Source organism: Mycobacterium sp. NPDC048908 (assembly GCF_043197955.1).
GTDB lineage: Bacteria > Actinomycetota > Actinomycetes > Mycobacteriales > Mycobacteriaceae > Mycobacterium.
Window position 1 is genome coordinate 133,552 of record NZ_JBICUE010000006.1, and the last position, 24,063, is coordinate 157,614.

A 24,063-nucleotide genomic window follows, 5' to 3' on the forward strand; every position below is an offset into this window, starting at 1 on the left:
CTGTGTCACTGAATGGGTGAGAACGAGGTCGGGTCGAGGCGAGTCGACGAAACGTCGATGATCTCGCCGACGTCGAAACCGGCCATGTCGGCGGCGAATTCCGGGCTGGCCATGATCTGTTGCGTCAGGTGATCGGGGTCAACCCACGGTGGGTAGCCGATCACCGCGACGAGTCGGTGCGCATCGGTGCCTCGCGCGGTCCACACCCCGTGAGTGGTGACACCGAATGACTCGAAGGTTGGAACGTGGCGGGCCCAGTGAACCGTTGCGTACTGCTCTAGGGCTTCGCGTGATCGCAAGGTGTACATCCTCAGCTCAATCATTGAGGTATCACCAGCGCGACGCACAGGGCCGCCACCGCCAGGCCTTGCAGCACCGCGCGGGCGTCGATGATTTTGTCCCACTTTGCTTGCAGCGCACGCGCATTCGGTAGCGCACGACCGGTATCGGAAGCCACGGTCAGTTGTCGGTTGATCGGTGCGCTCACCTGTGTGTAGAGCCCGAGCCAGATCAGCAGCAGGACCACGGCCGCGCCCGCAGGGATTGCCTGTGTCCAATGCGCGGTGACCGCGGCCAGTACCGCACTTGTCGTGGCGGCGACAACCCCCACCACGCCGGGCACCGGCATTCGGCGGTCCCCGTACTGATGGACGCGACCCATCACCGTGACCAAGGTGCTGTCGTCGACCAGCGCCAAGGCGGGTCGCAACGCGATCGCGCAGAACACATCGGTGCCGTACACCACCGCGGTACCCAGCACCGCAACGAGGGCGGCGGCGCGGGTGGCGACATCGAGGTCCATTTCGTCAGTCCTTCCGGTGGGCAAGTGCTAGCAACGCTAACCTCAGCGACAAGCGCTGTCAATAGCATTGCTAGTTTTTCTAGCCATGCTATCGTCAGGCATGGCCATCGAGGATCGCCGTGAGCGTGAGCGCTCCGCCCGCCGCCAACTGATCGTGTCGACGGCCCGCCAGCTGGCGGAGGCCGAGGGTTGGGATGCCGTGACCACTCGTCGGCTGTCCACCGAGATCGAGTACAGCCAGCCCGTGCTGTACAAGCACTTCGCCGGGATGGAGCAGATCGCCGACGCCGTCGCGGTCGAGGGTTTCGGTCAGCTCGCGGAGGTGATCGAGGGCGTCCGCGCAGGCACCGGTCCAGCCGGTGAGACCCTCGCCGACGTCGCGCACGCCTACCTCGACTTCGCCCGCAACAACCCCGCGGTCTACGACGCAATGTTCACCCGCGCGACCACACTGAGGTTCGCCGACGAGACCGCCAAGGAGCTGACAACCGCGTTCGCAGAGTTACGCGAGGCGGTCGCCGCCGTCGCCGGTGAGAAAGACGCCGATGCGCTCACCGAGGTGTTCTGGGCCGCGCTGCACGGACTGGTCACGCTGGGCCGCACGGGCCGACTGAGGTCCGGCCACGAGGCCGAACGCGTTCAACTGCTGGTGCAACAGATCATCGACTGATTGAACGCACGGCCGCGGCTTCATAGCTCGACGTCAGGTGGTGCACGGTCCTGTCGAGGCTCGGCAGAATCTCGGTGATGTCGATCTCGCCCGAGGCGAAGCGGCCCATCAGGCCGTAGACGACGCTGGACACGATGTCGTCGACGTCTTTGACGAACGCTGTGTCGGCTTCGGCAAGCACCTCCATGGCAGCGGGCACCACAGCATCGAAACCACGTCGGACAAGCCTTGCCCCTCCGGGTGCGGTGCGAGCACGGAAGTAGGCCTTCAGCATCGCGGGGTGCCGCTCCCAGGGCTCGAAGATGGTGCGTAGCACGCGCATCAACCCGGCGTACAGCGATTCGTCGGCGTCGTGTGGGTCTGTCAAACCGGAATACCGGTTCTCTTCCATCCAGGTGTCCAGCGCGGCGAGGATCAGCTCGTCGCGGGTGCCGAAGCGCTTGTAAATGGTGGCGAGGGAGGTCTTGGCGCGCCGTGCCACCTCGCGCAGTTGCACCGCGTCGTAGCCCTCGGTTTCGAGCAACTCGACCACGATGTCGAGGATCCGATCCTGCCCCTTGCCGTCCATGAGTAACCACGTTACCGTACCGGGTGTAACACGGTTACTCAGGCAGCGAAGCGAGGATCGATGGGCTCTTTAGACGGCAAGGTCGCGTTCATCACGGGCGTAGCCCGCGGGCAGGGCAGAAGCCACGCGATGCGGCTGGCGGCCGACGGCGCCGCGATCATCGGAGTGGACATCTGCACCGACATTCCCTCCAACGGCTATCCGATGGCGTCTCGTGAAGAGCTCGACGAAACGGTCGCGTTGGTGGAGGCCATTGGCGGCAAGATGCTCGCATCGGTCGCCGATGTTCGTGACTTTCATAAGCTGAAGGCGGCAATCGACGCGGGGGTCGAGCAGTTCGGGCGGCTGGACATCGTGCTGGCCAACGCGGGAATCGCGGCCATGGCGTTTCGTGAGCTGACCGACGACGAAGACCTCCAGATGTGGACCGATGTCCTCAACGTGAATCTCGTCGGCGCCTACCACACCGCGAAGGCCGCCATTCCGCACCTGATCGCAGGCGGACAGGGCGGTGCAATCGTGTTCACCAGCTCGACCGCAGGGTTGCGGGGTTTCGGTGGACTGCAGGGCGGTGGTCTCGGGTATGCCGCATCCAAGCACGGCCTCGTCGGCCTGATGCGCACGCTCGCCAATGCGCTTGCCCCGCTGAACATCCGAGTCAATACGGTGCACCCGACCGCGGTGAACACCATGATGGCCGTCAACCCTGCGATGACCTCGTTCCTCGAGAACTATCCCGATGGCGGTCCGCATCTGCAGAACCCGATGCCCGTCGAACTGCTCGAGCCAAAAGACATCAGCGCCGCGATCGCGTACCTGGTCTCGGATGAGGCCAAGTACGTCACGGGCGTGACCTTCCCCGTCGACGCCGGCTTCACGAACAAGTTATGAGCGGCCGAGTCGAGGGCAAGCGCGTCCTCATCACTGGAGCGGCGCGGGGGATGGGCCGCAGTCACGCGGTGCGCCTCGCCGAGGAGGGCGCCAGCCTCATCCTCGTCGACATCTGCGAGTCGCTACCGGAGCTCGAGTATCCGCTGGCAACGCGCGAAGACCTGAGCGAGACCGCCCGGCTGGCGGAAAAGCACGGCGCGCAGGTCGTGACCCATGTCGTGGATGTGCGAGACGCGGACGCGCTGGCCGCCGCCGTCGACGACGGCGTTGCCGAGTTAGGCGGGCTGGACGCATCGGTGGCCAACGCCGGAGTCCTGACCGTGGGTACGTGGGACAAGACGACGTCGAAGCAGTGGCGGACGGTGTTGGACGTCAATCTGATCGGTACCTGGAATACGTGTGCGGCAGCACTACCGCACCTGGTCGAGCGTGGCGGCAGCCTGGTGAACATCAGTTCCGCGGCCGGACTGAAGGGCACGCCGCTGCATCTGCCGTACACGGCGTCCAAGCACGGCGTGGTCGGCCTGAGCCGGGCACTGGCCAATGAGCTTGCAGCACAGAATGTTCGGGTCAACACGGTGCATCCCACAGGTGTCGAAACCGGTATGCGGCCGGAAAACCTGCAGCAGACCCTCGCCGAAGGGCGGCCGGACCTCATCCCGATTTTCCTCAACGCGTTACCCACGGTGATGGCGGAAGCGATCGACATCAGCAACGCGGTGTTGTTCCTGGTCTCCGACGAGTCCCGTTATGTGACCGGTTTGGAGTTCAAGGTCGACGCGGGGGTGACGTTGCGTTGACGGCGGTTGACATCGAGCGTTCGGAACGCGGCAGGCGCGCATTCGAGGACGTGATGACCTTCGCACCGCCCCCGGACCCGGCGCCCGCCACGCAGCATGGCTTGATCGACTTCGTGTTCGGTGAAGTGTGGACACGGCCGGGACTGAGTAGGCGAGATCGGCGCTTCGTCACGCTGCCCTGCGTCGCTGCGGCGGACGCCGAACAGCCGCTGAGGGAACACGTCTATGCGGCGCTGAACAGCGGTGACCTCTCCATTGCGGAAATGCGGGAGACAGTACTGCATTTCGCGGTCTACAGCGGCTGGCCGAAGGCATCACGGTTCAACATGATGGTCGACGAGCAGTGGGATCGTATTCACCGCGACCGCGGGCAGGAGGCGCCCCCGCCGGAACCGCTGCTGCCGCTGGTGACGCCGAGCGATCCGGACGAGCGACTGTTGACCGGCGAGCAGTCGTTTCGGGCCATCAACTGCGTGCCGTTCGCACCGATCCGTGACAATCCGTATTCCGGTGCCGGCATATTGAACTTCGTCTTCGGGGAGATGTGGCTGCGGCCGGGACTCGGCATGAAGGAACGACGCCTGATCACCGTGACCTGCGTGGCGTTCCAGGACGCGCCGATCCCGATCCTGAGCCACGTATACGCCGCGCTCAAGAGCCGGGACGTGTCGTTCGCCGAAATGGACGAAGTCGCATTGCACTTTGGTGCGTATTACGGCTGGGCGAAGGCATCGAACCTCAACCAGGTGATCGGCGAACAGAAGCAGCGCGTCCTCGCTGAGTGGCAGGCGGAGGCCTAGCGCGGCTCGAATTTGTGCAAGTGCACAGCATTGGTATGGGCGTCAGGTGAAGATGATGGGCGACGTCATGAGAAGGCGCGAGAAGGAGGGGCAATGGCAGGGCGGGTAGAGGGCAAGGTCGCGTTCGTCACCGGGGCAGCGCGGGGGCAAGGACGCAGCCACGCGGTGCGATTGGCCCAAGAGGGCGCTGACATCATCGCCGTCGACATCTGCCGGCCGTTTCCCGATTCGCCTGCCCCTGCGGCGACGCCAGAAGACCTTGTGGAAACCGCCGACCTGGTCAAGGCGCTGGACAGGCGGATCGTCACCGCCGAGGTCGACGTTCGGGATTACGCCGCGCTGAAGTGCGCCGTCGACAGCGGGGTCGAGCAACTCGGCGGATTGGACATCATCGTCGCCAACGCAGGTATCGGCACCGTCGGGACGCGGCTTGAGCGGATGAAGGAAGACATCTGGGAGGAGATGATCGATGTCAACCTGACGGGGGTGTGGAAGTCGGTCAAGGCCGGCGTGCCGCACATGTTGGCTGGGGGTCGAGGTGGCTCGATCATCTTGACCAGTTCAGTCGCGGGCTTGAAGACATACCCGCACACCGGTCACTACGTTGCTGCCAAACACGGTGTGGTGGGGTTGATGCGCACATTCGCCGTCGAACTCGGCGCACAGTCCATCCGCGTCAACTCCGTGCATCCGACCCACGTGAACACGCCGCTGTTGCACAACGAACAGACGTACCGGATGTTCCGGCCGGACCTGGAGAACCCCGGTCCCGATGACATGGCGCCGGTGTGCCAGACATTCCACATGTTGCCGATCCCGTGGGTGACGGCCGACGACATCAGCAACGCCGTGTTGTTCCTGGCGTCCGACGAGGCGCGCTACATCACCGGCGTCGCACTTCCGGTCGATGCGGGCAGTTGCCTGAAATAACCCCGAAAGGACTGGTCCGGCATGACAATTGCGTCCGATACGGATGTCTATTACGACCCCTACGACATCGAGATCGTGCACAACCCCTATCCGGTGTACGCCCGGCTTCGGGAAGAAGCGCCGATCTACTACAACGAACGCTACGACTTCTGGGCGATCTCGCGGTACGCCGACGTGGAAAAGGCGCTGGCCGACTGGGAGACCTTCTCCAACAGCCGCGGCGACATCCTCGAACTGATCCAGTCGGATTTCGACATGCCCAAGGGCGTGATGATGATGGAGGACCCGCCCGTGCACACCATGCTGCGCGGGCTGATGTCGCGGGTGTTCACACCCCGACGGATGGCCGAGATCGAAGATCAGATCCGTCGGTACTGCGTCAACTGCCTTGACCCGCATGTCGGTTCGGATGGCTTCGACATCATCGCCGAGCTTGCGTCGATGATGCCGATGCGCGTCATCGGCATGCTGCTCGGTATCCCCGAGTCGGAGCAGGTCACCGTCCGCGACGCCAACGACGCGAACCTGCGGACCAGACCCGGCGCACCGATGAAAGTGGTCAACGCCGACAAGATCGCCGATGGCCGCATTTACGCCGACTACATCGACTGGCGCGCGAAGAATCCCTCCGACGATTTGATGACCGCGTTGCTCAACGTCGAATTCGAGGACGAAAACGGCATCACGCGCACGTTGACTCGCGACGAGGTGTTGCGATACACGCAAGTGGTCGCGGGCGCGGGCAACGAGACGACAGGACGGCTGATCGGTTGGCTGGCCAAGGTACTGGCCGAACATCCCGATCAGCGGCGCGATATCGAGCAGGATCGCTCATTGTTGAATCGTGCCGTCGACGAGACACTGCGTTTCGAGCCGACCGGTCCGCACGTGGCGCGCTGGATGGCAAGGGATTGCGAGTGTTACGGCACGACCGTGCCTGCCGGAAGCGCGATGTTGCTGCTGTTCGGCGCGGCCAACCGTGATTCGCGCCGCTACCAGGATGCCGAGACGTTCAACATCCACCGCGACTACATCTCGCATCTGACATTCGGCAAGGGTATGCACTACTGTCTTGGCGCCAATCTCGCTCGGCTGGAAGGCCGTGTCGCGCTCGACGAGTTGCTCAATCGCTGGCCGGAGTGGGATATCGATTACGCGACAGCGGAACTCGCGCCGACGTCGACCGTTCGCGGCTGGGAGAGGCTGCGGCTCGTCCTGCCGTGAGTGCTGCCGCGCTCGAAGCAGTTGCCACCTTCGGCCAACTGACATGTCGTGATCCATTCGAAGGCCCCGACCCGGCTTTGGCAGCTCTGTGCGTCGTTGGTTTTGTCGCTGATGTTGAAGCCTCGCGGACGTCGTGATGACTCTTCGGTGATGTGGCAGTGGCGCCGACCGAGTCCGCCGCGACCTGAGTGGTGTTGGAACCGGACGACTTCGACTGTGTGGTGACCGCCAGGGTACGAAGGGTGACGGCCCTGGCCGAAGGAGCGGTGGACACGGCGGGCGGTTCGGTGGTCACGCCGGTGGAACCTGGGGGCACGGTGATCTGCTGAGCTTTTGCGGGCGGCCCGCCGAAGTTGCTTGCAACGGCGCCGACGACTTGCCTGACAGCACTGACGGGTATGTCGACAAGGGCTGGCCCGGCATACAAGAGTCCGGCGACCGGACCCCCGGATTGGTATGCGTTAGGAAGCCCGATCGCGAATTTCTCGAATGCGGGAAACTCCAACGCGAATCGTGTACGGGTGAGTTTGGAGTAGGTGATTCGCCACTGCCCATCGACCTGCTGATAGTTGTCGGTGTAGTGGCCGTACCCGTGGATTGTGACAAGGCCCGCGAGGGAAAGCCTGTCATGCATGGTCCATACGGCACTGGCAGTCGTATCGGAAGTCAGGCTGATCTGTGGGTCGTAACCTTGGTGGCGGGTGTTGATGGGACTCAGCGTCAACGACGTGAAAGCGATGAACGAATCGCGGTTGGGGAAGTAGGGGCCGAACGAGCCGGTCGTATCCACCACCGCATCGGGTGCGAAGAGCTGACGCAACGCCAGCCAATTCTTGGTGTCGACGTCGTCGAAGTATGTCGCCTTCAATAGTTCTACCGCCGCCGTCTCAGCGTCGGGGTCGGTAACGGTTGCAGCGTGCGCTGCGGGGATTGCACCGCCGAGTGCGGCCGCGATGCCCAACACGAGGGTGGCGTGCAGCAGACGTCGTTGGAATTCAGCTTTGCGCATCATTCGCTCTCCTGCGTTGAATGGGCATCTATCAGAACATTACATAATCAAATCTGATAGTCGAGTATGCGAAATACCGAGTCGACCACGTGCCCGGGGTAATGTTCGGATAGTCAACATCCGCGGCCCAGGAGCAGCTCGTGACCGGTTCGTCGCCGCCCACCCGTCGGGTGGTCGAAATCGTCGAGCTGCTCGTCGAGCGTGCCGGCATGCCGACCCGGCTCAGCGACATCGTGAAGGCACTGGGGCTCAACCAGGCAACCGCCTACATGATCATGAAAGAGCTTGTCGATACGGGCTGGGTCACGCGCGATCCTGCGACGAAGGTTTTTTCGATCGGTGCGACACTCGTGGGTCTCGCCAAGCAGATGGATCAATCACCGTCAGTCGCACACGCCGCGCACTTCGCCGCCCAAGCCGCTGTCGCCGACACCGGATTCGCCGCGTCGGTGTCCGAGCGCGCAGGAAACCAACTCGTCATCACCGCTTTCATCACCGCACATGGCGCACGGGACAGGCACTGGGACGCCGCAGTCGGGGATCGGCTGCCCTTCGCCGCGCCGTTCGGCCCTGCCTACGCGGCTTGGGAACCCGACGATGAGCGCGGGAGTTGGATCAACCGCAGCGGAGTGGCCAGCCGGGCGTTTCATCGCCAGCTCGGCCAGTTCCTGGCCGACACCGCCCGTCAGGGTTACAGCGTGGAGCGCATGAGCCCCGAGATGGTGTCGGCGATCCCCGTGATGACCAGGCTCCAGGCCGAAGCGCTTTCGGACTCGATGCGCGATCATCTCGACCACATCCTGCTCGAAATGACCGGTACGTCAAGCGATCCCACGGGTCAACAGCGACACTATGTCGGCGCCATCAGTGTGCCGATCTTCAACGCTGCGGGCCGCGTATCACACAGCATCAGCCTGCACCCGTTCACTAGTCTCTCGACGCGCAAGATCGAGCAGATCGGACGCCGTCTTCGGCGGGCCGCCGACGCTATCGGCGTGCCTGAATCGACCCGCGTTGACGTGCGCTGAGTCGTCCGTTAGGTTCCGATTAGTCGAATAATTGAGTTGATTATTTGATATCTGCGCGCAACTTCCTTCGACGAGGAGAGCAGACATGCCGAAGAGGCTGGTCATCGGCGCCAGCGGCTTTCTCGGGTCGCACGTCACGCGTCAGCTCGTCGCCGCCGGGCAGGACGTTCGGGTCATGCTGCGCCGCACTAGTTCCACGAAGGGCATCGACGACCTCGATGTCGATCGTGTTCACGGTGACATCTTCGACGAGGTGGCACTCAGGGAGGCAATGTCGGATTGCGATGTCGTCTACTACTGCGTCGTTGACGCGCGAATGTGGCTCCGTGACCCGACCCCGTTGTTTCGCACCAATGTCGACGGTCTGCGCTGTGTGCTCGACGTGGCGGCGGGTGCCGAGTTGCGGAAGTTCGTCTTCACCAGCACGACGGGCACGTTGGCGATCAATGACAGCCGACCGGTCACCGAGGCCGACACGCGCAACTGGAATCAGGGTGGCCCGTATATCGAATCACGGGTAGCTGCCGAGAATTTGGTGTTGGGCTATGCCCGGGAGCGCGGCCTGCCTGCCGTCGCGATGTGTGTCTCCACCACCTACGGCGCCGGCGACTGGGCGCCGACACCGCACGGGTCGATCATCGCCGCAGTAGCCGCTGGTCGCTTTCCCGTCTACTTCGACTACGCCGCAGAGGTCGTCGGTATAGAAGACGCCGCGAAGGCCATGCTGCTGGCCGCCGATCGCGGCCGAATCGGTGAACGATACATCATCTCCGATCGCTATCTGAGTGTGCGCGACATCAACACCATCGCCGCGGCGGCAGTCGGTCGTAGACCACCCCGAGTCGGGATTCCCTTGCCCGTGCTGAAGGCTGCGGCGCGCATGAACGACCTCACCGCTCGCATCATCAACCGAGATCTGCCCTTGACTTATGCCGGGATCCGTATGGCCGAGCTGATGTCTCCCCTCGACCACAGTAAGGCCGAACGCGAAATGGGTTGGAGGCCAAGACCTGTCGAAGAATCCATTCGGGAGGCCGCCCTGTTCTTTGCGGCACGGCGCGGGACTGTGGTATTAGCCCGCCCAACCGGGGTTGAGCGTTGAGATGCGGTCGAGGTTGTCCTCCGCCCAGGTTCGCAGCATGCTCAGGGGGACAGCGGCGCTGGCGCCGAGCTCCGTCAGTTCGTATTCGACTCTCGGTGGGACGTCGGCGTATACGGTCCGACTGATCAGCGAGGCGGATTCGAGTTGTCGCAGTGTGCGCGTCAACATCTTCGAACTGATGCCGGGCAGTTGGTCCCTCAATGAGCTGAAGCGCACGGGCCCGTTTTCCAGCAGACCGATCAGTAGCGCCGACCACTTGTTGGCCAGTAAATCCAGCAGGATCCGGCATGGGCACAGTGCTCGATACACATCGTGATCGTCGTGCTGGCCGGTGTGACAGGTCTGAGTCATCGCCGTGCCTTTGCCTTCCTTGCTCGGGCGATCGCGACCAGCGGTTGTTGCGCCACGATCAGATCGCCCTCCGCGATCCGGTGATGGAACTGCCATGGTATCGGCCCACGTTCGCAGCGAACGCACAGCCGTTGTTCGGCAGGCGCACAGTGTCGTCCTGCACGATGCATCTACCGGCAGTGCATCTTGGCATTGCGGCCGGTGGTGCTGGCCGAGGGATCGGTGTCGCTTTGAAAGGCACGGTGACCTCATGACCGCTCCCGACACGAATCGGCCAGAAGCCTGGGCAGGGTCCCGCAGTGTCATTGAGACTGCGTTCGGCTTGCTCGACCTCATTGCCGAGCTTCAGCCGGTTCGGCTCGTGGATCTCAGCGTGGCGTCGGCGCTTCCACATCCCACGGTGCACCGCCTACTTCAGCAGTTGGTCACAGTGGGGGCCGTTCGGCGTGAGAGATCGCGCTACGCGCTCGGCGCGAGCCTGCTTCGTCTCGGCGCGACGGTGACGCCCGCGGCCCGGCTACGTATCGCTTGCAGGCGGCCCATGGCTGAACTCGCATCGATCACGGGCGCGGCGGTGAGCCTGTCCGCCGACCTCGGCGACGGCCCGATTTATCTCGACGCGCTTGCGGCCCGATCGCCGGTGCGTTTCCTCGCGAAGGCCGGCGGCGCCGTCCCCGGCGAGACCGCTCAGGGCCGCGCGCATCACACGCTCAACAGGCCGGTTGTCGATGCCGGTGAGGTCGCACCTGACTACAGCTGCGTCGCGATGGGGATTCCGTATGGTTCGGCAACCGGCGTGGCTGTCGTCTCCACTTTGATCCCGTCGTCGCGTCCATCGGACGTGATGCTGGCCGCGACCCGCCGTACGGCCGAACGTATTGCCGGCGTGATGCTCATGAATCCGTTGTGAGGCGGGGTCGGCTGCCCGGGAAAGGGCGGACATCGGCGCGGATTTCCGCAACGCGGTGACCAGTAACGGTTTCCGCAAGGTAACTAATGGCCCTTGCATGTCACCGGCCTTCGTTGGTTAGCCTCGTCGCGGCCGCCCGTCTACTGAGGAGCATCAGCGATTTTGTCCACTCACCGAACATTCACTGGCAGGCGCGGCCGGACTATTCCTAGCTTCGGTCTCATGAGTGATCGCGAGGCGATGGTCGAGTTGTGGACTCGGCACACCAGGTATGAGTTCGAGCTCAAGGGCGCCGCTCTGGCGGTGTCGACAATGGTGCCGCACGCGCGTGTGATGCACCTTCCGACGATGAGTGGAGCGTCGGGGCGCGATGCGTTGCGCGCTTACTACGCCGACGTTTTCATTCCAGCCCAGCCACCGGATACCACGCTCGATCTCGTGCGACGCTCACTCGGCGACGACTTGCTCGTCGACGAATGCGTCATGAAGCTCACCCACGATCGGGTGATGCCCCACCTTCTCCCGGGAGTTGACGCCACTGGCGCCCTGCTGCAGATCCCTTTTGTTGTCGTGGTGAAGTTCGAAGACTCTCTGATGCTCAGCGAAACGCTCTACTGGGACCAGGCGCAGGTGCTTCGACAGGTCGGGCTGCTCGGAGACATCGGCGCGTCCTTACCTGCGATAGCCGATGTCACCGGCTATCTGTGCCGGGAAGTTCGGAATGAGCATCAAACCGTGAGGGGATCCTGATGGTGAGCGGCTCGCCGATGACGCTGTGCCGCAGTGCCGTCCGTGCGGTGGTGGTTCCGCTGCGGCACCCGATCATCGCCGCGATCGGCCGGTTCGATCACTGGCCGCTGGTGCTTGTCGATGTGGAGATGACCGACGGGGTCGTCGGCTCGAGCTACATCGCGCCGTATCGGGCCAAGTCGCTGCGGGTGGTGGTCGCCGAGCTGCGTGATCTGCTCGAGGGGCTCCAGGGTCGCGACATCGCACCCGGTGACGCCTTCGCGGAGGCACTGAAGTCACTCAACGTAGTTGGGGTGGCCGGTATCTCGACCATTGCGGTGTCGGCGATCGACATGGCGTTGTGGGATGCCCTTGCCAAGACCGCAGGTCTTCCGCTTGCCCAGCTTCTCGGTGGCTCGGTCGGACCCCTGCGGGCGTACAACAGCAACGGGTTGTGGCGTCATGAAATCTCCACGCTGGGTTCTGAAGCCAAGGCGTTGGTCGGCGAGGGCCGGTTCACCGCGTTGAAGATGCGACTGGGCAACACGCATCTTCGCGACGACCTTGCAGCGATCGATGCAGTGCGGCAGGGGATCGGCGACGACATCGACCTCATGGTCGATTTCAACCAGGCCCTCGGGCTTGGTGATGCAATTCGGCGTTGCCACGAACTCGACGAACAGAACCTGTACTGGTTCGAGGAGCCGATCGCATACGACAACGTTCGCGGCTACGCGCAACTCGCACGGCATGTTCGGACGCCACTGCAGGCAGGCGAAAACTACTACGGTGCAAGGGATCTGCTCAACGTCCTGGACAGTGGCGGCGTTCACTACGCGATGGGCGACCTGATGCGGATCGGCGGTGTCACTGGCTGGCTGCAGACCGCAGGCGTCGCGGCTGCGTCAGGCATTCAGTTCTCCAATCATCTGTACCCCGAGTTCGCGGCACATCTACTTCGCGTCACCCCCACGGCGCACTGGCTGGAGTGGGTGGACTGGGCATGTCCGATCCTGGCCACTCCGCTACAGCCGGAGGCGGGCATGCTCAGCGCTTCCGATCAGCCGGGCGCGGGACTGGTTTGGGACGACCGGGCCGTCAAGAAATACGCCGTCCAGCTTTGACAATCCGATCCGACCACAGCCGAGAGGTGACCATGCCGACTGTACGAGAAGCGTTTTTCGAGATCGCCCGCCAACTGGGTCTTACGACGATGTTTGGGAACCCCGGTTCGACCGAAGAACCGTTCCTCAAGGCTTTCCCGACCGATTTCCGATACGTGCTGGCCCTACAGGAGGCGCCCGCAGTGGCTATGGCCGACGCGTACGCCCAGCGCACGGGCCGGCCAGCACTGGTGAACCTGCATACCGCGGCCGGCATGGGCAACGCCGTTGGGAATATCGAGAGCGCGTGGTACAACCGTGCGCCGCTGATCATCACGGCCGGGCAGCAGACGCGCCAGATGCTGTTGCTCGAACCGTATTTGACCAACGTGCAACCGGAACTGGTACCGCAACCGTACGTCAAGTGGGCCTACCAGCCCGCCCGGGCTGAAGACCTTCCCGCGGCACTGATGCGCGCCTACGCGGCAGCCATTCTGCCCCCCGCCGGACCGGTCTTCCTGTCGATCCCGATGGACGATGGGGACCAGCAATGTCCTCGACTTCCGCTGCTGCGCAAGGTGAGCCGACGGTTGGCCGCCGACGACGATCTCTTGGCGGACGTGATCGCGGCGCTGACTGCGGCGCGCTCACCGGTTCTGGTCCTCGGCGGTGCCGTGGATCAGGTCGGTGGCTGGGACGATGCCGTCGCGCTGGCGGAGAAGTTGCGATGCGACGTGTGGGCGGCGCCCGAGGAAGGCCGACCCGGTTTCCCGGAGACGCATCCGCAGTATCGCGGGATGCTTCCACCCGCCATCGGCCCTCTGGCACAGGCTTTGTCGGGGCACGATGTGATCGTCGTCGTCGGCGCGCCGGTGTTCCGCTATTACCCGTACGTGCCCGGCGAGTACCTGCCCAACGGTGCCGAGCTTTTCCACATCACCGATGACCCGTCCGAGGCGGCCCGCGCACCCGTCGGGACGGCGATCCTCGCCGACCCGGGCCGTTCCTGCGCAGTCCTCGCCGAAGCTGTGCCACAAGCGAGTCGCACCGTGCCCGCGTCGCAGCCGGTCCCAGTGCCGGCGGTGATCGATGATCGCATCACCGCGGAATGGCTGTACTACACAATCGAGTCTGTCCGCCCAGGCGACAGCATCATCGTGCAGGAATCGCTTTCGACGGTGCGTCAGCTGCGCCAACAGATACCGACAGACCAGCCGAAGTCGTTCTTCTCCATGTCCAGCGGTGTGCTTGGTTACGGGCTGCCCGCCGCCGTGGGCGTGGCCTTGGCCGAACGCGACGAGGGCACCAACAGGAAGGTCATCTGCATCGTCGGTGACGGTGCGGCGAATTACGTGATCCAGAGCATCTGGACGGCGGCCCGGCACAATCTGCCCATCTTGTTCATCGTCGTGCGCAACGGCGCCTACAACATCCTGAAGTCATTCGCCGAACTGCTGGAAACCCCCGGTGTGCCCGGCCTTGACCTACCGGGCCTGGATTTCCTGGGCTTGGCCAAGGGCTACGGCTGCACCAGCGAACGGGTGACGTCAGCAGATGGCCTGCAGGAAGTGATCAAGCGTGGAATGGACACCAATCGGCCCCACCTCGTCGAGGTGGGCATCGACGCGACCGTTCCGCCGCTGATCTAGCCATCCGATTGCGAGTATGCCCATGAAGGCAGCAGTTCTCATCCAATTCGGTGCGCCGCTTCAGATCGTCGAGATGGACGTACCGTCGCCGGGCCCAGGTCAGGTGCTGGTCCGGGTGATCGCAAGTGGAGTCAACCCGCTGGATACGAAGATCCGGCACGGACAGGCGCCACACGCGCGGACGGTGCTCCCGGCGGTGCTCGGCATGGATATGGCGGGGGTCGTCGAGTCGGTCGGTGACGGTGTCGACGAATTCCGGCCAGGAGACGACGTGTTCGGAATGACCGGCGGTGTGGGTGGCATTCAGGGCACGCTCGCCGAATTCGTCGCTGTCGATCACCGGTTGCTGGCACCGAAACCGCATGCACTGTCGATGCAGGAGGCGGCCGCGTTGCCGCTGGCGTTCATCACCGCCAGGGAGGCGTTCGTCGGTCACGCACACATACGCGATGATGCGCTGGTGCTTGTGCACGGTGGTGCGGGCAGCGGAGGTCAGATGGCCATCCAGTTGGCGCGCCACCGGGGTGCGAAGGTGTTCGCCACCGGCAGCCCGGCGAGCCAGGCGATCATCACCGCTGCCGGCGCCGTGGCGATCGACTACACGACGACCACGGTGGCCGAGTATGTCGATGAGCATTCGGCAGGGCATGGTTTCGACGTCGTCTTCGACACCGTCGGCGGGGCCACACTGGACGACTCGTTCGCGGCGGTCAAGCGCTACACCGGCCATGTGGTGAGCGCGCTTGGCTGGGGTACGCACAGTTTGGCGCCGCTGTCGTTTCGGGCGGCGACCTACTCGGGCGTGTTCACCCTGCTTCCGCTGCTGACCGGACTGCACAGGGAACGGCACGGCCGTGCTCTCCGGTTGGCGGCCGAGATGGCCGACTCCGGGCAGTTGGGTACCCGACTGGACGGCGGGACATACACCCTCGCGAACCTGGAAGAAGCCTACGCTGTCGTCGAAAAACGCACGGCCACAGGAAAAGTTATCGTTCAGATCGCCCAAGTACCGGGCGGGATCAAAAGCAGAAAGCAGATATGACAAATGGTTTCACCCCGACCGCTTGGCAGTGACGCCCAGCCCGAGTATGACGTGGTCGCACAGTTCACCAATCTGATGCCGACGGGTGTCACGGTCAACGACGAGGGCCGGGTGTTCGCCTCATTCCCGCGGTGGGGCGACGACGTCCCCTACACCGTCGCCGAGATCGTCGACGGCACGGCCGTCGCCTACCCGAGTATGCAAGCGAACACCTGGACTCCGACGGGACCGCGCGATCGGCTCATTTCCGTCCAGAGTGTGGTCGTGGATCCGGATGGGTACCTGTGGCTACTCGACACCGGTGCGCCCTCGTTTTCCCCTTACGTCAGCGGCGGCCCGAAGCTGGTGCGGGTTGATCTGTCCAGCAACGAGATCGACCGCGTGCTTCCCATCGACGACACTGCGATGACGCCGACAACATATCTCAACGACGTGCGGTTCGACTTCAGCCGCGGCAGGTACGCCTACATCACCGACTCACAACCCACCGGCGCGCTCATCGTCGTCGACCTCGACACCGGTGACTGCTGGGATCGGTTACGCGGTCACCGAAGCACGCAGGCGGCGGATCAATTTCGCGCCGTCGTCGAGGGTGTGGTACGCGATCAGTACCGGGTGGGCGCCGACGGCATCGCGATCAGCGCCGATGGTGCCCGGCTCTTCTACTGTCCGCTGTCGTCACGCCGACTCTACAGCGTAGATACGGCCGCACTGCGAGACCGCGGCGCGCCTGACTACCTTGTCGCCGAGACCGTGCTCGACCACGGTGACAAGTGCGCGTCCGACGGTCTGGAATCGGACACCGCCGGAAACCTGTACGCCACCGCCTATGAGCATGGCGCGGTGCTGCGGCGCGACTCGGCGGGGCAGTGGACAACGGTGCTGCAGGCCAGGAAGCTGCTGTGGCCCGACACCTTGGCGATCGCCGCGGACGGGTATCTATATGTCAGTGTCAACCAGCTGCCGCGCACCCCATTGTTCAATGATGGCACCGATGAGCGGATACCGCCGTATCTGATCATCCGGATCGATATCGGCGCCCAACCGATTCGGCTCAAGCCATGAGCGGCGCCGAACCCGAACTCGCCCATGGGTTCACAGCCATCGGGCACAGTGATCAGGGCGGTCGGCCCGATGCGATGCAGTTGCAGTATTGGAACAACCACGTCTATGTCGGACATCTGTTCAGCGGCGGCTTCAGCACGATCGATGTTGCGGACCTGCGCTCACCCAAAACCGTGCGCTTCCAGGCCGCACCTGCCAACACCTGGAACATTCACCTGCAGGCGGCCGACGATCTCCTTCTGGTCATCCACGCCAAGGACCTATGGAAGCAATTCGACCGGGAAGCCAACTATTACAGCGGCTCATTGGGCACTCGGCTCAGCTCATCCGAGCAGAATTGGTCTGCCGGCGTGGCCATCTACGACATCGCGGTGCCCTCGGACCCTCGGCGCATCGGCTTTCTGCCGATCGACGGGGTCGGCGCACACCGGTTGTGGTACCCGGGCGGGCGCTATGCGTACGCATCGGTGCTACCCAAGGGATTCAGCGACTACATCTTCGCGGTGATCGACCTTGCCGACCCTACCCAGCCGGGTGTCGTCGGGCAGTACTGGCTGCCCGGGATGAACACGAAGGCAGGCGAAGAACCGACATGGGACACCACCCGGTGGCGCTATGCCCTGCACCACGCGATCATCGCCGGTGACGTTGCCTACGCGTCGTGGCGAGACGGTGGACTGACGTTGTTGGACATCAGCGACAAAACGGACCCCCGTCTGATCGTGCACCGCAACTGGTCGCCGCCGTTCGGTGGAGGGACGCACACGGCGTTACCACTCCCCAGCCGCGATCTGCTGATCGTCGCCGACGAAGCCACTGCCGACGAACTCGCCGACGGCCTGAAACATACCTGGGTGTTCGACATCCGGGAACCGTCGAACCCGGTCAGCATCGCGACCTTCCCGACACCGGCCGAACAAGATTACGCCCGCAAGGGGCGGCACTTCGGTCCGCACAACCTGCACGAAAACCGGCCGGGCAGTTGGGTTTCGGACACGACCATCTTTGCCACGTATCAGAACGCCGGCTTGCGGGCATTCGATATCAGCGACCCCTTCGCGCCTCGCCAGATCGGTGCATACGTGCCAGGCCCTCCTGATCGGCTCATCGACCCCCGGCCCGGCGGTCGGCGTGTCATCCAAACCGCCGACGTCTGCGTCCGCAGCGACGGGGTCGCGTTCACCACCGACTACAACGCTGGATTGGACATCGTGGAATTTCACGGCTGACTTACAGAAAGGACGGCGATGAAGTCAATCGTCTACACGCACAACGGGGATCCGTCTGTGTTGACCCTCGTCGAGCGACCCTTGCCTGCAGTGGGCCCAGGTGAAGCCAGGGTGAAAGTGGTCGTATCAGGCGTCAATCCGACCGACTGGAAGGCGCGCCAGGCCAACGCACCCGTCGCGGGCGGGCAAGTGCCCAACCAGGACGGCGCAGGCATCGTCGACGCCGTGGGGCAGGGCGTCGCGGGCCTCGAAGTCGGTGACAGGGTCTGGGTCTGGGACGCCGCATGGCAGAGATCTGATGGCACCGCGCAGGAATATGTGACCCTGCCCGCCGACCAGGTGGTGCGCCTGCCGGACAATGCCAGCTTCGACGTCGGTGCCTCAATGGGCATCCCGGCGCTTACCGCCCACCACGCGCTCACCTCGCACCGGGGCGCGCCGACGCAATTGCAACCCGGCGCATTGAGCGCGCTGACGGTCCTCGTGGCGGGCGGGGCGGGGGCTGTCGGTCATGCCGCGATTCAACTCGCGGTTTGGGCGGGCGCGGCCGTGGTGACCACAGTAAGCAGTGACGAAAAGGCCGAGCTGTGCCGGGCGGCGGGGGCCCAGCAGATCATCAACTACCGCCGCCAAGAAGTCGCCCCCGAGTTGCTCCGGCAGCACCCCGGTGGCGCCGACGTCATCGTTGAGGTGAATCTGCGCGCCAACGTGGCCGACGACTTGGCGGTGATCGCGAACGACGGCGTCATCGCCGTGTATGCATCTGACGAGCAGGACACGATCGCCGTTCCGACCAGGGCGGCCATGACCAAAAATGCTCGGCTGCAGTACATCCTGACCTACCTCACCGACCACGACGCCAAGATGGCGTCGGTCCGGGCAGTGAACGCCGCGATCGCCGAGGGTGCCATGGAGGTGGGAGACCAGTCTGGGTTGCCGTTGCACCGCTACCCGCTCGAACGTACCGCCGACGCTCACCGCGCGTCCGAGGCCGGCGTCGTCGGCAAGGTACTCATCGACGTGGCAACCACATGACACGCCGCATCCGCGTCGGACACATCGATTTGAGTTTTCACGACGCTGCCGCACGCGAAGTCGAACGGATCCTGGACGCTCATGGGCATGGCATCGAACGCTCGGCGGCGCCGCATGAGGAGATGTTCCGACGCATGGGTGACGGCGACGTCGACGTCCTGGTATCGGCATGGCTGCCGAGCAGCCACGGCGCTTACCTTGCCCCGTTCGCCGACCAAGTCCGCGAAGTCACCGTCCTGTACGAGCCGTACTGCATCTGGGGGGTACCCGACTACGTTCCCGAGGACGCGGTCAGAGGGGTCGCCGACCTGCTCGCGGAACCGGCGTTGGACCGGATGGAGCGACTGATTCAGGGAATCAACCCGGGCGCGGGTATCAGTCGCTTCTCCGAGGACATCGTCGACAGCTACGGTCTCGGCGCCGCCGGATACGAATTTCGCACCGGCACAGAACAACAGTGCTTCGGTCGGTTCGTCGCCGCCGTCGCGCAGCGGCGGTGGGTGGTGGTCCCGCTGTGGCAGCCACAATGGCTGCACCATCGCTACCGGATCCGTGAATTGGACGAGCCAAAGGGTCTGCTGGGCGGCACTGACAGGGCAACCCTGATCGTCCGCAAGGACGCCGAAGCGCGGATCGGTGATGAGCCGCTGTCCGCACTGGCGACGCTGCACCTCGGCAACGCGAGGGTCAGCGAACTGGACGACCTGCTTGCACGCTGAGGAGCTCTCGAGGCGGTGCGCTGCCTTCGCTCATCTCGAGACCGCTGCCGGCTATCCGGCCACAGCCATGATCGACTCGTGCTGACCGATGCGCTCGAATCGTTGGACGCGATCAGCGAGCCTTTGCGCTGGGTCGACGTTGCGGAGGGTCGCCAGTTCGTCGCGGAGCACTGCGCCGACACGTCGGCAGAATTGCACGGGTTCCGCTGCGGCCGTGGGATATTCGGGAATCACCCTGTCGACGACGCCGTTCGCGAGTAGATCCGTCGATCGGACGCCCTGTCTGGTCGCCATGTGGGGGGCGTGGTCGGTGTCGTGGTACAGGATCGCGCTGGCTCCCTCGGGAGAAAGCGGGGAAAGCCATCCGTGTTGTGCGGTGACAATCCGATCGGCGGGCACAAGCGCGAGCGCTCCGCCGCCGGTTCCCTGGCCGAGAAGTATTGACACCGTGGGCACTTCGAGCGTCACCAGGTCGGCGATACACCGAGCGATCTCGCCGGCCAGGCCGCCCTCCTCGGCGTCGCGGGACAACGCGGCGCCGGCCGTGTCGATGAGGGTGGCCAGCGGTAGTTTCAATTCGGCGGCCAAGCGCATACCGCGTCGCGCCTGCCGCAGCGCTGCAGGACCCAGTGGTGCCTCAGGGGTCTGGCCGTGCCGGTCTTGACCGAGCAACACACATGCCTGGTCGCCGAATCGTGCGAGCGCGAGCAGAAGTCCCGGCTCGTTCTCGCCCTGCCCGGTTCCGTTGAGCAAGATGACGTCGGAACACGCGTGGTGAAGCAGCTCACGAACGCCTGGCCGATCCTGTCGGCGGGACGCCAGCACCGACTCCCACGCCGGCGCATCCGACGACGGTGCGTGCAGCGGTACACGCTGCGAGACCTGCTGCGGTGCCCGCGTGATGATGGTCAGCGCGCGGTCCACCATCACGGAAAGGTCCGCCGCGGACACCACAGCGTCGACAAGGCCACAGGCGTAGAGGTTTTCCGCGGTTTGGACGCCTGTGGGAAACGGGTCACCGTACAGCGCCTCGTACACCCGCGGGCCCAGGAAACCGATCAACGCGCCCGGTTCGGCGAGGGTCACGTGCCCGAGGGATCCCCACGATGCGAACACCCCGCCCGTCGTCGGGTGCCGGAGGTAGACGAGATACGGTAGTCCCGCCGCCTTGTGATCGGTGACGGCCGCCGTGATCCGGACCATCTGCATGAATGCGGTCGTACCTTCCTGCATGCGGGTGCCACCTGACGTCGGCAGCGCCAGCAGTGGAAGGCGCTGCGCGGTGGCACGGCGGATCGCCACGGTCAGTCGATGACCGGCGGCGACCCCGATCGAGCCGCCGAGAAACCCGAACTCGCACACCAACATCGCGACGCGGTGGCCATGTATGGTCGCGGTGCCCGTGAGCACTGATTCGTCGAGGCCGGTTGCGGCCCGCGCGCAGGCCAGTTCGTCGGCATACTCTCCGCTGGCGGGCACGGCGGGCAGTGCCTCGTCCCACGACGTCCACGACCCGTCATCGGTCACCGCCGCGATGACCTGTCGAGCGCTGCGTCGGGTCATCGGGGCCCCGCAAGCACTGTCGCCTCGATGAGGCCGTTGTCGGCGCCCAGCACCGGGGGAGCGGTGTGCTGCCTGCGGGTCAATTCGGTGCCGGCGGCGTCGAAGAATCGCAGCGGCGGGCCAGGCAACGTAATGGTGCCCAACGTGGCGTGATCGACATCGATCAGCAGGCCCTGCGACTTGGTCTGTTCCCACTCGTACACCTCGCGGATGGAGCGAATGCGCCCGGCGGGCACGCCGATTCGGTCCAGCTTCGCGAGTAGCTCGTCGGTGGTGTAGAAGGAGAACCGTGCCTGCACCATCTCGTTGACCCGCTTGCTGTTCGCCACCCGCTGTGGGTTTGACGCCATTCCGGGCGTGTCAGCGGCGAAGCCGAAGCCTTCGCAGAATCGCTTCCACAAGCCTTCGCTGCCGACCGCGATCTGCACTGCGCCGTCCGCGGTTTCGAACAGCCCGTACGGGCAGATCGACGGATGGTGATTGCCGGTCGCCTCGCCGATCTGGCCTGCGACCGTCCACTTCGTGCCTTGGAAGGCATGCACTCCGACCACCGCCGCGAGCAGTGAAGCACGCACCACCTGGCCTCTGCCCGTCCGCTCACGCTCGTGCAGCGCCGCCAGCACGCCGAATGCGCCGTACATGCCGGCCAACAGGTCGGCGATCGGCACCCCGACGCGCTGCATATCCGTTGTGGAAGAACCGGTTACCGACATGAGGCCTGCCTCACCCTGCGCGATCTGGTCGTAGCCCGAGCGTGCCGACTCTGGACCGTCATGCCCGAAGCCGCTGATGGACAGCACGACCAAGCGGGGATTGATGTCTGCCAACTGCTGCTGCGAAAAGCCAAGGCGGTCAAGCACTCCTGGCCGAAAGTTCTCCATGAGCACGTCGGCGCGGCTGATCAGCGCCTGCAGCGCCGACTTTCCGGCGTCGGCCTTCAGGTCCAGTGTGACCGACTTCTTGTTCCGGTTTGCACTGAGAAAGTATGTCGACTCCCGTTCGCCGTGCGCCGGATCGACGAACGGTGGTCCCCAACCGCGGGTGTCGTCGCCGCCATGCGGGTTCTCCACCTTGATCACCTCGGCGCCCAGGTCTCCGAGCATCATCGCCGCGTGCGGCCCAGCGAGGGCGCGAGTCAGGTCGACCACAAGCAGTCCGGCGAGAGGCCCTGTAGATGCGTCTGATGAATTTGTAGATGTCATAGCGGACCGCCTTAGGCCTAGTGACTGAGTGAGCTAGTGGACTAGCCAATTTAGCAAACCATGGTCTGACCTGGGCGTCAAGGCCTGACAACGCAGAGTTATGTGAGCTGGGTCGCAGAAAGAAACAGCGGCGGCCTACTCGTTCAGTAGACCGCCGCCGTCATGTGCATGGTTCAGAGCCAACCGGGCAGCACCAGCGCGGCCCATGCCAGCAGTGGCCCGATCAGCACCACGAGCGTGCTGTACTTGAGGATCTGTTTGTAGAACTTGTCACGGTCGACATCCTGCGCGTTGGCCAGTACCAGGGCGCCGTTGGTCGAGAACGGGCTGACATCGACGATCGTCGACGAAATCGCCAGCGCGACAACAACTCCGATCGCCCCCACCTCTCCACCGGCCAGTAGCGGCACGGCCAGCGGGATGGTGGCGCCGAGGATGGCCGTCGACGATGCGAAGGCCGACACAATAGCGCCGACGTAGCACAGCAGAAGCGCGACAAGGAGGGGCATGCCTAGTTTGGCGACACCGTTGCCGACCCACTCGACACTGCCTGCCTGCTGCAGCACGCCGACGAAGGTCAACACGCCGCCTATCAAAAGCACGGTGGACCAACTGATCTGCGAGACAGCGCCCTTCTGCGCCTTCGGCGAGGCCAGTGCCAGCACCGCCGCGACCGTCATCGACACGAAGCCGATGTCGAGGTCGAGAACGAGTGAGAACACGGCGAGTGCTGCGAGTCCGATCAAGGTCAGCACCTGGTCGTAGCTGACCGACTTCGTCGGCAGTGGTTTGACGATGACGCGAGGCTTCGTCTGGAGTACCGCGAGGGTCGCGGTACCGCCGATGGCATTCCCTGACGGTGCGGGACCGCCGACCCCGCCGATGCTGTCGGTGGGGTCGGCGCCGATCGGATCGTCGTGGTCGTCGTGCACGGTCCGACCGATCAGTGAGCGCCCGCCAAGCAAGACGAACAGCACCACGCCGATTGCCGCGTTGAACAACAGGCTGCCAACGAACAGCGCGACCGGGCTGTTGATCAAGTGCGCCTTGGCGACGATGTTGTTGACGGTGACGCCGTAGACGCTGATCGGCGAGAAGCCTCCGGCCTGTGCGCCGTGGATCACCATCATGCCCATCAGCAGTGCGTTGATCCGGTACTGCTTGGCGAAACCGAGGGCGATCGGCGCGATGATCGCCACCGCGGCAGGGCCGAGGGCGCCAAGCGCGGTCAGCACGCCGGTGATGCCGAACATCACCCATGGGATGAAGGCGACGCGCCCGCGTACCAGTCGTACGGCGCCGCGAACCATGAGGTCGACCGTGCCGTTGTTCTGGGCGATCGCAAACAGGTACGTCACGCCGACAAGCGTCAGGAAAAGATCGCTGGGGAAACCGGCGATGATGTCGTCGGTGTTCATCCCGACGGCGAGCGTTCCGACAAGGAACGCGGCGACAAAGCCCAGCGTGCCCATGTTGATCGGCAGCAGCGTGGCCGCTACGAACATCGCGATGAGGGCCAGGACAGGAATCAGTTCGAGCGGCATCGAGATCCTTGGGTGGCGTAGGTACGGTGACCTAATGGAGCAGTGGCCTAGCCAGTAAAGCAGTGACCGCGGTCACTGTCAATATGCAGTGTGGCCCC

At 64.3% G+C, this 24,063-nt stretch carries 25 protein-coding genes; 17 read left to right on the top strand and 8 right to left on the bottom strand.

The window, feature by feature from the left end:
- Positions 1-5: 5 nt before the first annotated feature.
- Positions 6-323, bottom strand: a complete 318-nt coding sequence (locus tag ACGFK1_RS17695) for an NIPSNAP family protein (RefSeq protein ID WP_393431630.1) — start codon at positions 321-323, stop codon at positions 6-8.
- The gene (locus tag ACGFK1_RS17700) at positions 320-802 is read right to left on the bottom strand and encodes a DUF1772 domain-containing protein (RefSeq protein ID WP_393431633.1); all 483 of its coding nucleotides are present in this window, start codon (positions 800-802) and stop codon (positions 320-322) included. Before ACGFK1_RS17700 ends, ACGFK1_RS17695 begins: the two co-directional genes overlap by 4 nt.
- A 100-nt stretch (positions 803-902) precedes the next feature.
- On the opposite strand from ACGFK1_RS17700, the gene ACGFK1_RS17705 reads away from it, so the two are divergent.
- The gene (locus ACGFK1_RS17705) at positions 903-1,472 is read left to right on the top strand and encodes a TetR/AcrR family transcriptional regulator (protein ID WP_393431637.1); all 570 of its coding nucleotides are present in this window, start codon (positions 903-905) and stop codon (positions 1,470-1,472) included.
- Here the strand turns inward: ACGFK1_RS17705 and ACGFK1_RS17710 are convergent.
- Positions 1,462-2,040, bottom strand: coding sequence for a TetR family transcriptional regulator (locus ACGFK1_RS17710; RefSeq protein WP_393431640.1), 579 nt, complete (start codon positions 2,038-2,040; stop codon positions 1,462-1,464). The genes ACGFK1_RS17705 and ACGFK1_RS17710 overlap by 11 nt on opposite strands.
- Positions 2,041-2,100: 60 nt before the next feature.
- On the opposite strand from ACGFK1_RS17710, the gene ACGFK1_RS17715 reads away from it, so the two are divergent.
- From ACGFK1_RS17715 to ACGFK1_RS17735, 5 genes are all read left to right on the top strand, one after another.
- Entirely contained in the window at positions 2,101-2,931 is an 831-nt protein-coding gene (locus tag ACGFK1_RS17715) for a mycofactocin-coupled SDR family oxidoreductase (RefSeq protein WP_393431642.1), read from the top strand.
- On the top strand, positions 2,928-3,731 hold the full coding sequence (locus tag ACGFK1_RS17720) for a mycofactocin-coupled SDR family oxidoreductase (RefSeq protein WP_393431645.1): 804 nt from the start codon (positions 2,928-2,930) through the stop codon (positions 3,729-3,731). Before ACGFK1_RS17715 ends, ACGFK1_RS17720 begins: the two co-directional genes overlap by 4 nt.
- Positions 3,732-3,784: 53 nt before the next feature.
- A complete protein-coding gene (locus tag ACGFK1_RS17725) occupies positions 3,785-4,531 on the top strand; it encodes a carboxymuconolactone decarboxylase family protein (RefSeq protein WP_393432363.1) in 747 nt (248 codons plus the stop codon).
- Between the two features lie 93 nt (positions 4,532-4,624).
- Complete coding sequence (locus ACGFK1_RS17730) at positions 4,625-5,461, top strand: mycofactocin-coupled SDR family oxidoreductase (RefSeq protein ID WP_393431648.1); 837 nt, start codon at positions 4,625-4,627, stop codon at positions 5,459-5,461.
- 21 nt (positions 5,462-5,482) lie between these two features.
- The gene (locus ACGFK1_RS17735; protein WP_393431651.1) at positions 5,483-6,685 is read left to right on the top strand and encodes a cytochrome P450; all 1,203 of its coding nucleotides are present in this window, start codon (positions 5,483-5,485) and stop codon (positions 6,683-6,685) included.
- On the opposite strand, the gene ACGFK1_RS17740 is transcribed toward ACGFK1_RS17735, so the two are convergent.
- Positions 6,585-7,697 carry a nuclear transport factor 2 family protein gene (locus ACGFK1_RS17740; protein WP_393431654.1) on the bottom strand — a complete coding sequence of 371 codons (1,113 nt, stop codon included), beginning with the start codon at positions 7,695-7,697 and terminating at the stop codon, positions 6,585-6,587. The genes ACGFK1_RS17735 and ACGFK1_RS17740 overlap by 101 nt on opposite strands.
- A 137-nt stretch (positions 7,698-7,834) precedes the next feature.
- Here ACGFK1_RS17740 and ACGFK1_RS17745 point away from each other — a divergent pair, with 137 nt between their 5' ends.
- Together ACGFK1_RS17745 and ACGFK1_RS17750 are read left to right on the top strand one after the other, a co-directional pair.
- Positions 7,835-8,722, top strand: a complete 888-nt coding sequence (locus ACGFK1_RS17745; protein ID WP_393431657.1) for a helix-turn-helix domain-containing protein — start codon at positions 7,835-7,837, stop codon at positions 8,720-8,722.
- A gap of 85 nt (positions 8,723-8,807) precedes the next feature.
- Positions 8,808-9,824: an NAD-dependent epimerase/dehydratase family protein gene (locus tag ACGFK1_RS17750; RefSeq protein ID WP_393431660.1), complete on the top strand. Its 1,017-nt coding sequence runs from the start codon at positions 8,808-8,810 to the stop codon at positions 9,822-9,824.
- Here ACGFK1_RS17750 and ACGFK1_RS17755 read toward each other — a convergent pair.
- The gene (locus ACGFK1_RS17755; RefSeq protein WP_393431663.1) at positions 9,795-10,175 is read right to left on the bottom strand and encodes a winged helix-turn-helix transcriptional regulator; all 381 of its coding nucleotides are present in this window, start codon (positions 10,173-10,175) and stop codon (positions 9,795-9,797) included. The two genes, ACGFK1_RS17750 and ACGFK1_RS17755, sit on opposite strands and share 30 nt — an antisense overlap.
- Before the next feature lie 250 nt (positions 10,176-10,425).
- Between ACGFK1_RS17755 and ACGFK1_RS17760 the strand changes: the two genes are divergently transcribed.
- The 9 genes from ACGFK1_RS17760 (at position 10,426) to ACGFK1_RS17800 (ending at position 19,656) form a co-directional block, all read left to right on the top strand.
- Positions 10,426-11,085 carry a helix-turn-helix domain-containing protein gene (locus tag ACGFK1_RS17760; protein WP_393431666.1) on the top strand — a complete coding sequence of 220 codons (660 nt, stop codon included), beginning with the start codon at positions 10,426-10,428 and terminating at the stop codon, positions 11,083-11,085.
- Between the two features lie 222 nt (positions 11,086-11,307).
- Positions 11,308-11,835: a hypothetical protein gene (locus tag ACGFK1_RS17765; RefSeq protein WP_393431668.1), complete on the top strand. Its 528-nt coding sequence runs from the start codon at positions 11,308-11,310 to the stop codon at positions 11,833-11,835.
- Complete coding sequence (locus tag ACGFK1_RS17770) at positions 11,835-12,938, top strand: enolase C-terminal domain-like protein (protein ID WP_393431671.1); 1,104 nt, start codon at positions 11,835-11,837, stop codon at positions 12,936-12,938. Before ACGFK1_RS17765 ends, ACGFK1_RS17770 begins: the two co-directional genes overlap by 1 nt.
- A gap of 32 nt (positions 12,939-12,970) precedes the next feature.
- Positions 12,971-14,566: a benzoylformate decarboxylase gene (mdlC, locus tag ACGFK1_RS17775; RefSeq protein WP_393431674.1), complete on the top strand. Its 1,596-nt coding sequence runs from the start codon at positions 12,971-12,973 to the stop codon at positions 14,564-14,566.
- Between the two features lie 22 nt (positions 14,567-14,588).
- Positions 14,589-15,608, top strand: a complete 1,020-nt coding sequence (locus ACGFK1_RS17780; protein WP_393431676.1) for a zinc-dependent alcohol dehydrogenase family protein — start codon at positions 14,589-14,591, stop codon at positions 15,606-15,608.
- A 3-nt stretch (positions 15,609-15,611) separates the two neighbouring features.
- Positions 15,612-16,673: an SMP-30/gluconolactonase/LRE family protein gene (locus ACGFK1_RS17785; RefSeq protein ID WP_393431679.1), complete on the top strand. Its 1,062-nt coding sequence runs from the start codon at positions 15,612-15,614 to the stop codon at positions 16,671-16,673.
- On the top strand, positions 16,670-17,902 hold the full coding sequence (locus ACGFK1_RS17790; protein WP_393431682.1) for an LVIVD repeat-containing protein: 1,233 nt from the start codon (positions 16,670-16,672) through the stop codon (positions 17,900-17,902). The genes ACGFK1_RS17785 and ACGFK1_RS17790 overlap by 4 nt, the downstream gene beginning before the upstream one ends.
- Positions 17,903-17,920: 18 nt before the next feature.
- On the top strand, positions 17,921-18,937 hold the full coding sequence (locus tag ACGFK1_RS17795; RefSeq protein ID WP_393431685.1) for an NADPH:quinone reductase: 1,017 nt from the start codon (positions 17,921-17,923) through the stop codon (positions 18,935-18,937).
- Entirely contained in the window at positions 18,934-19,656 is a 723-nt protein-coding gene (locus ACGFK1_RS17800) for a glycine betaine ABC transporter substrate-binding protein (protein ID WP_393431688.1), read from the top strand. Before ACGFK1_RS17795 ends, ACGFK1_RS17800 begins: the two co-directional genes overlap by 4 nt.
- Before the next feature lie 51 nt (positions 19,657-19,707).
- On the opposite strand, the gene ACGFK1_RS17805 is transcribed toward ACGFK1_RS17800, so the two are convergent.
- From ACGFK1_RS17805 to ACGFK1_RS17815, 3 genes are all read right to left on the bottom strand, one after another.
- Positions 19,708-21,219, bottom strand: coding sequence for a carboxyl transferase domain-containing protein (locus ACGFK1_RS17805; protein ID WP_393431692.1), 1,512 nt, complete (start codon positions 21,217-21,219; stop codon positions 19,708-19,710).
- Entirely contained in the window at positions 21,216-22,421 is a 1,206-nt protein-coding gene (locus ACGFK1_RS17810; protein WP_393431695.1) for a CaiB/BaiF CoA transferase family protein, read from the bottom strand. The genes ACGFK1_RS17805 and ACGFK1_RS17810 overlap by 4 nt, the downstream gene beginning before the upstream one ends.
- A 173-nt stretch (positions 22,422-22,594) precedes the next feature.
- Complete coding sequence (locus ACGFK1_RS17815) at positions 22,595-23,965, bottom strand: SLC13 family permease (RefSeq protein ID WP_393431698.1); 1,371 nt, start codon at positions 23,963-23,965, stop codon at positions 22,595-22,597.
- Positions 23,966-24,063: the final 98 nt, after the last annotated feature.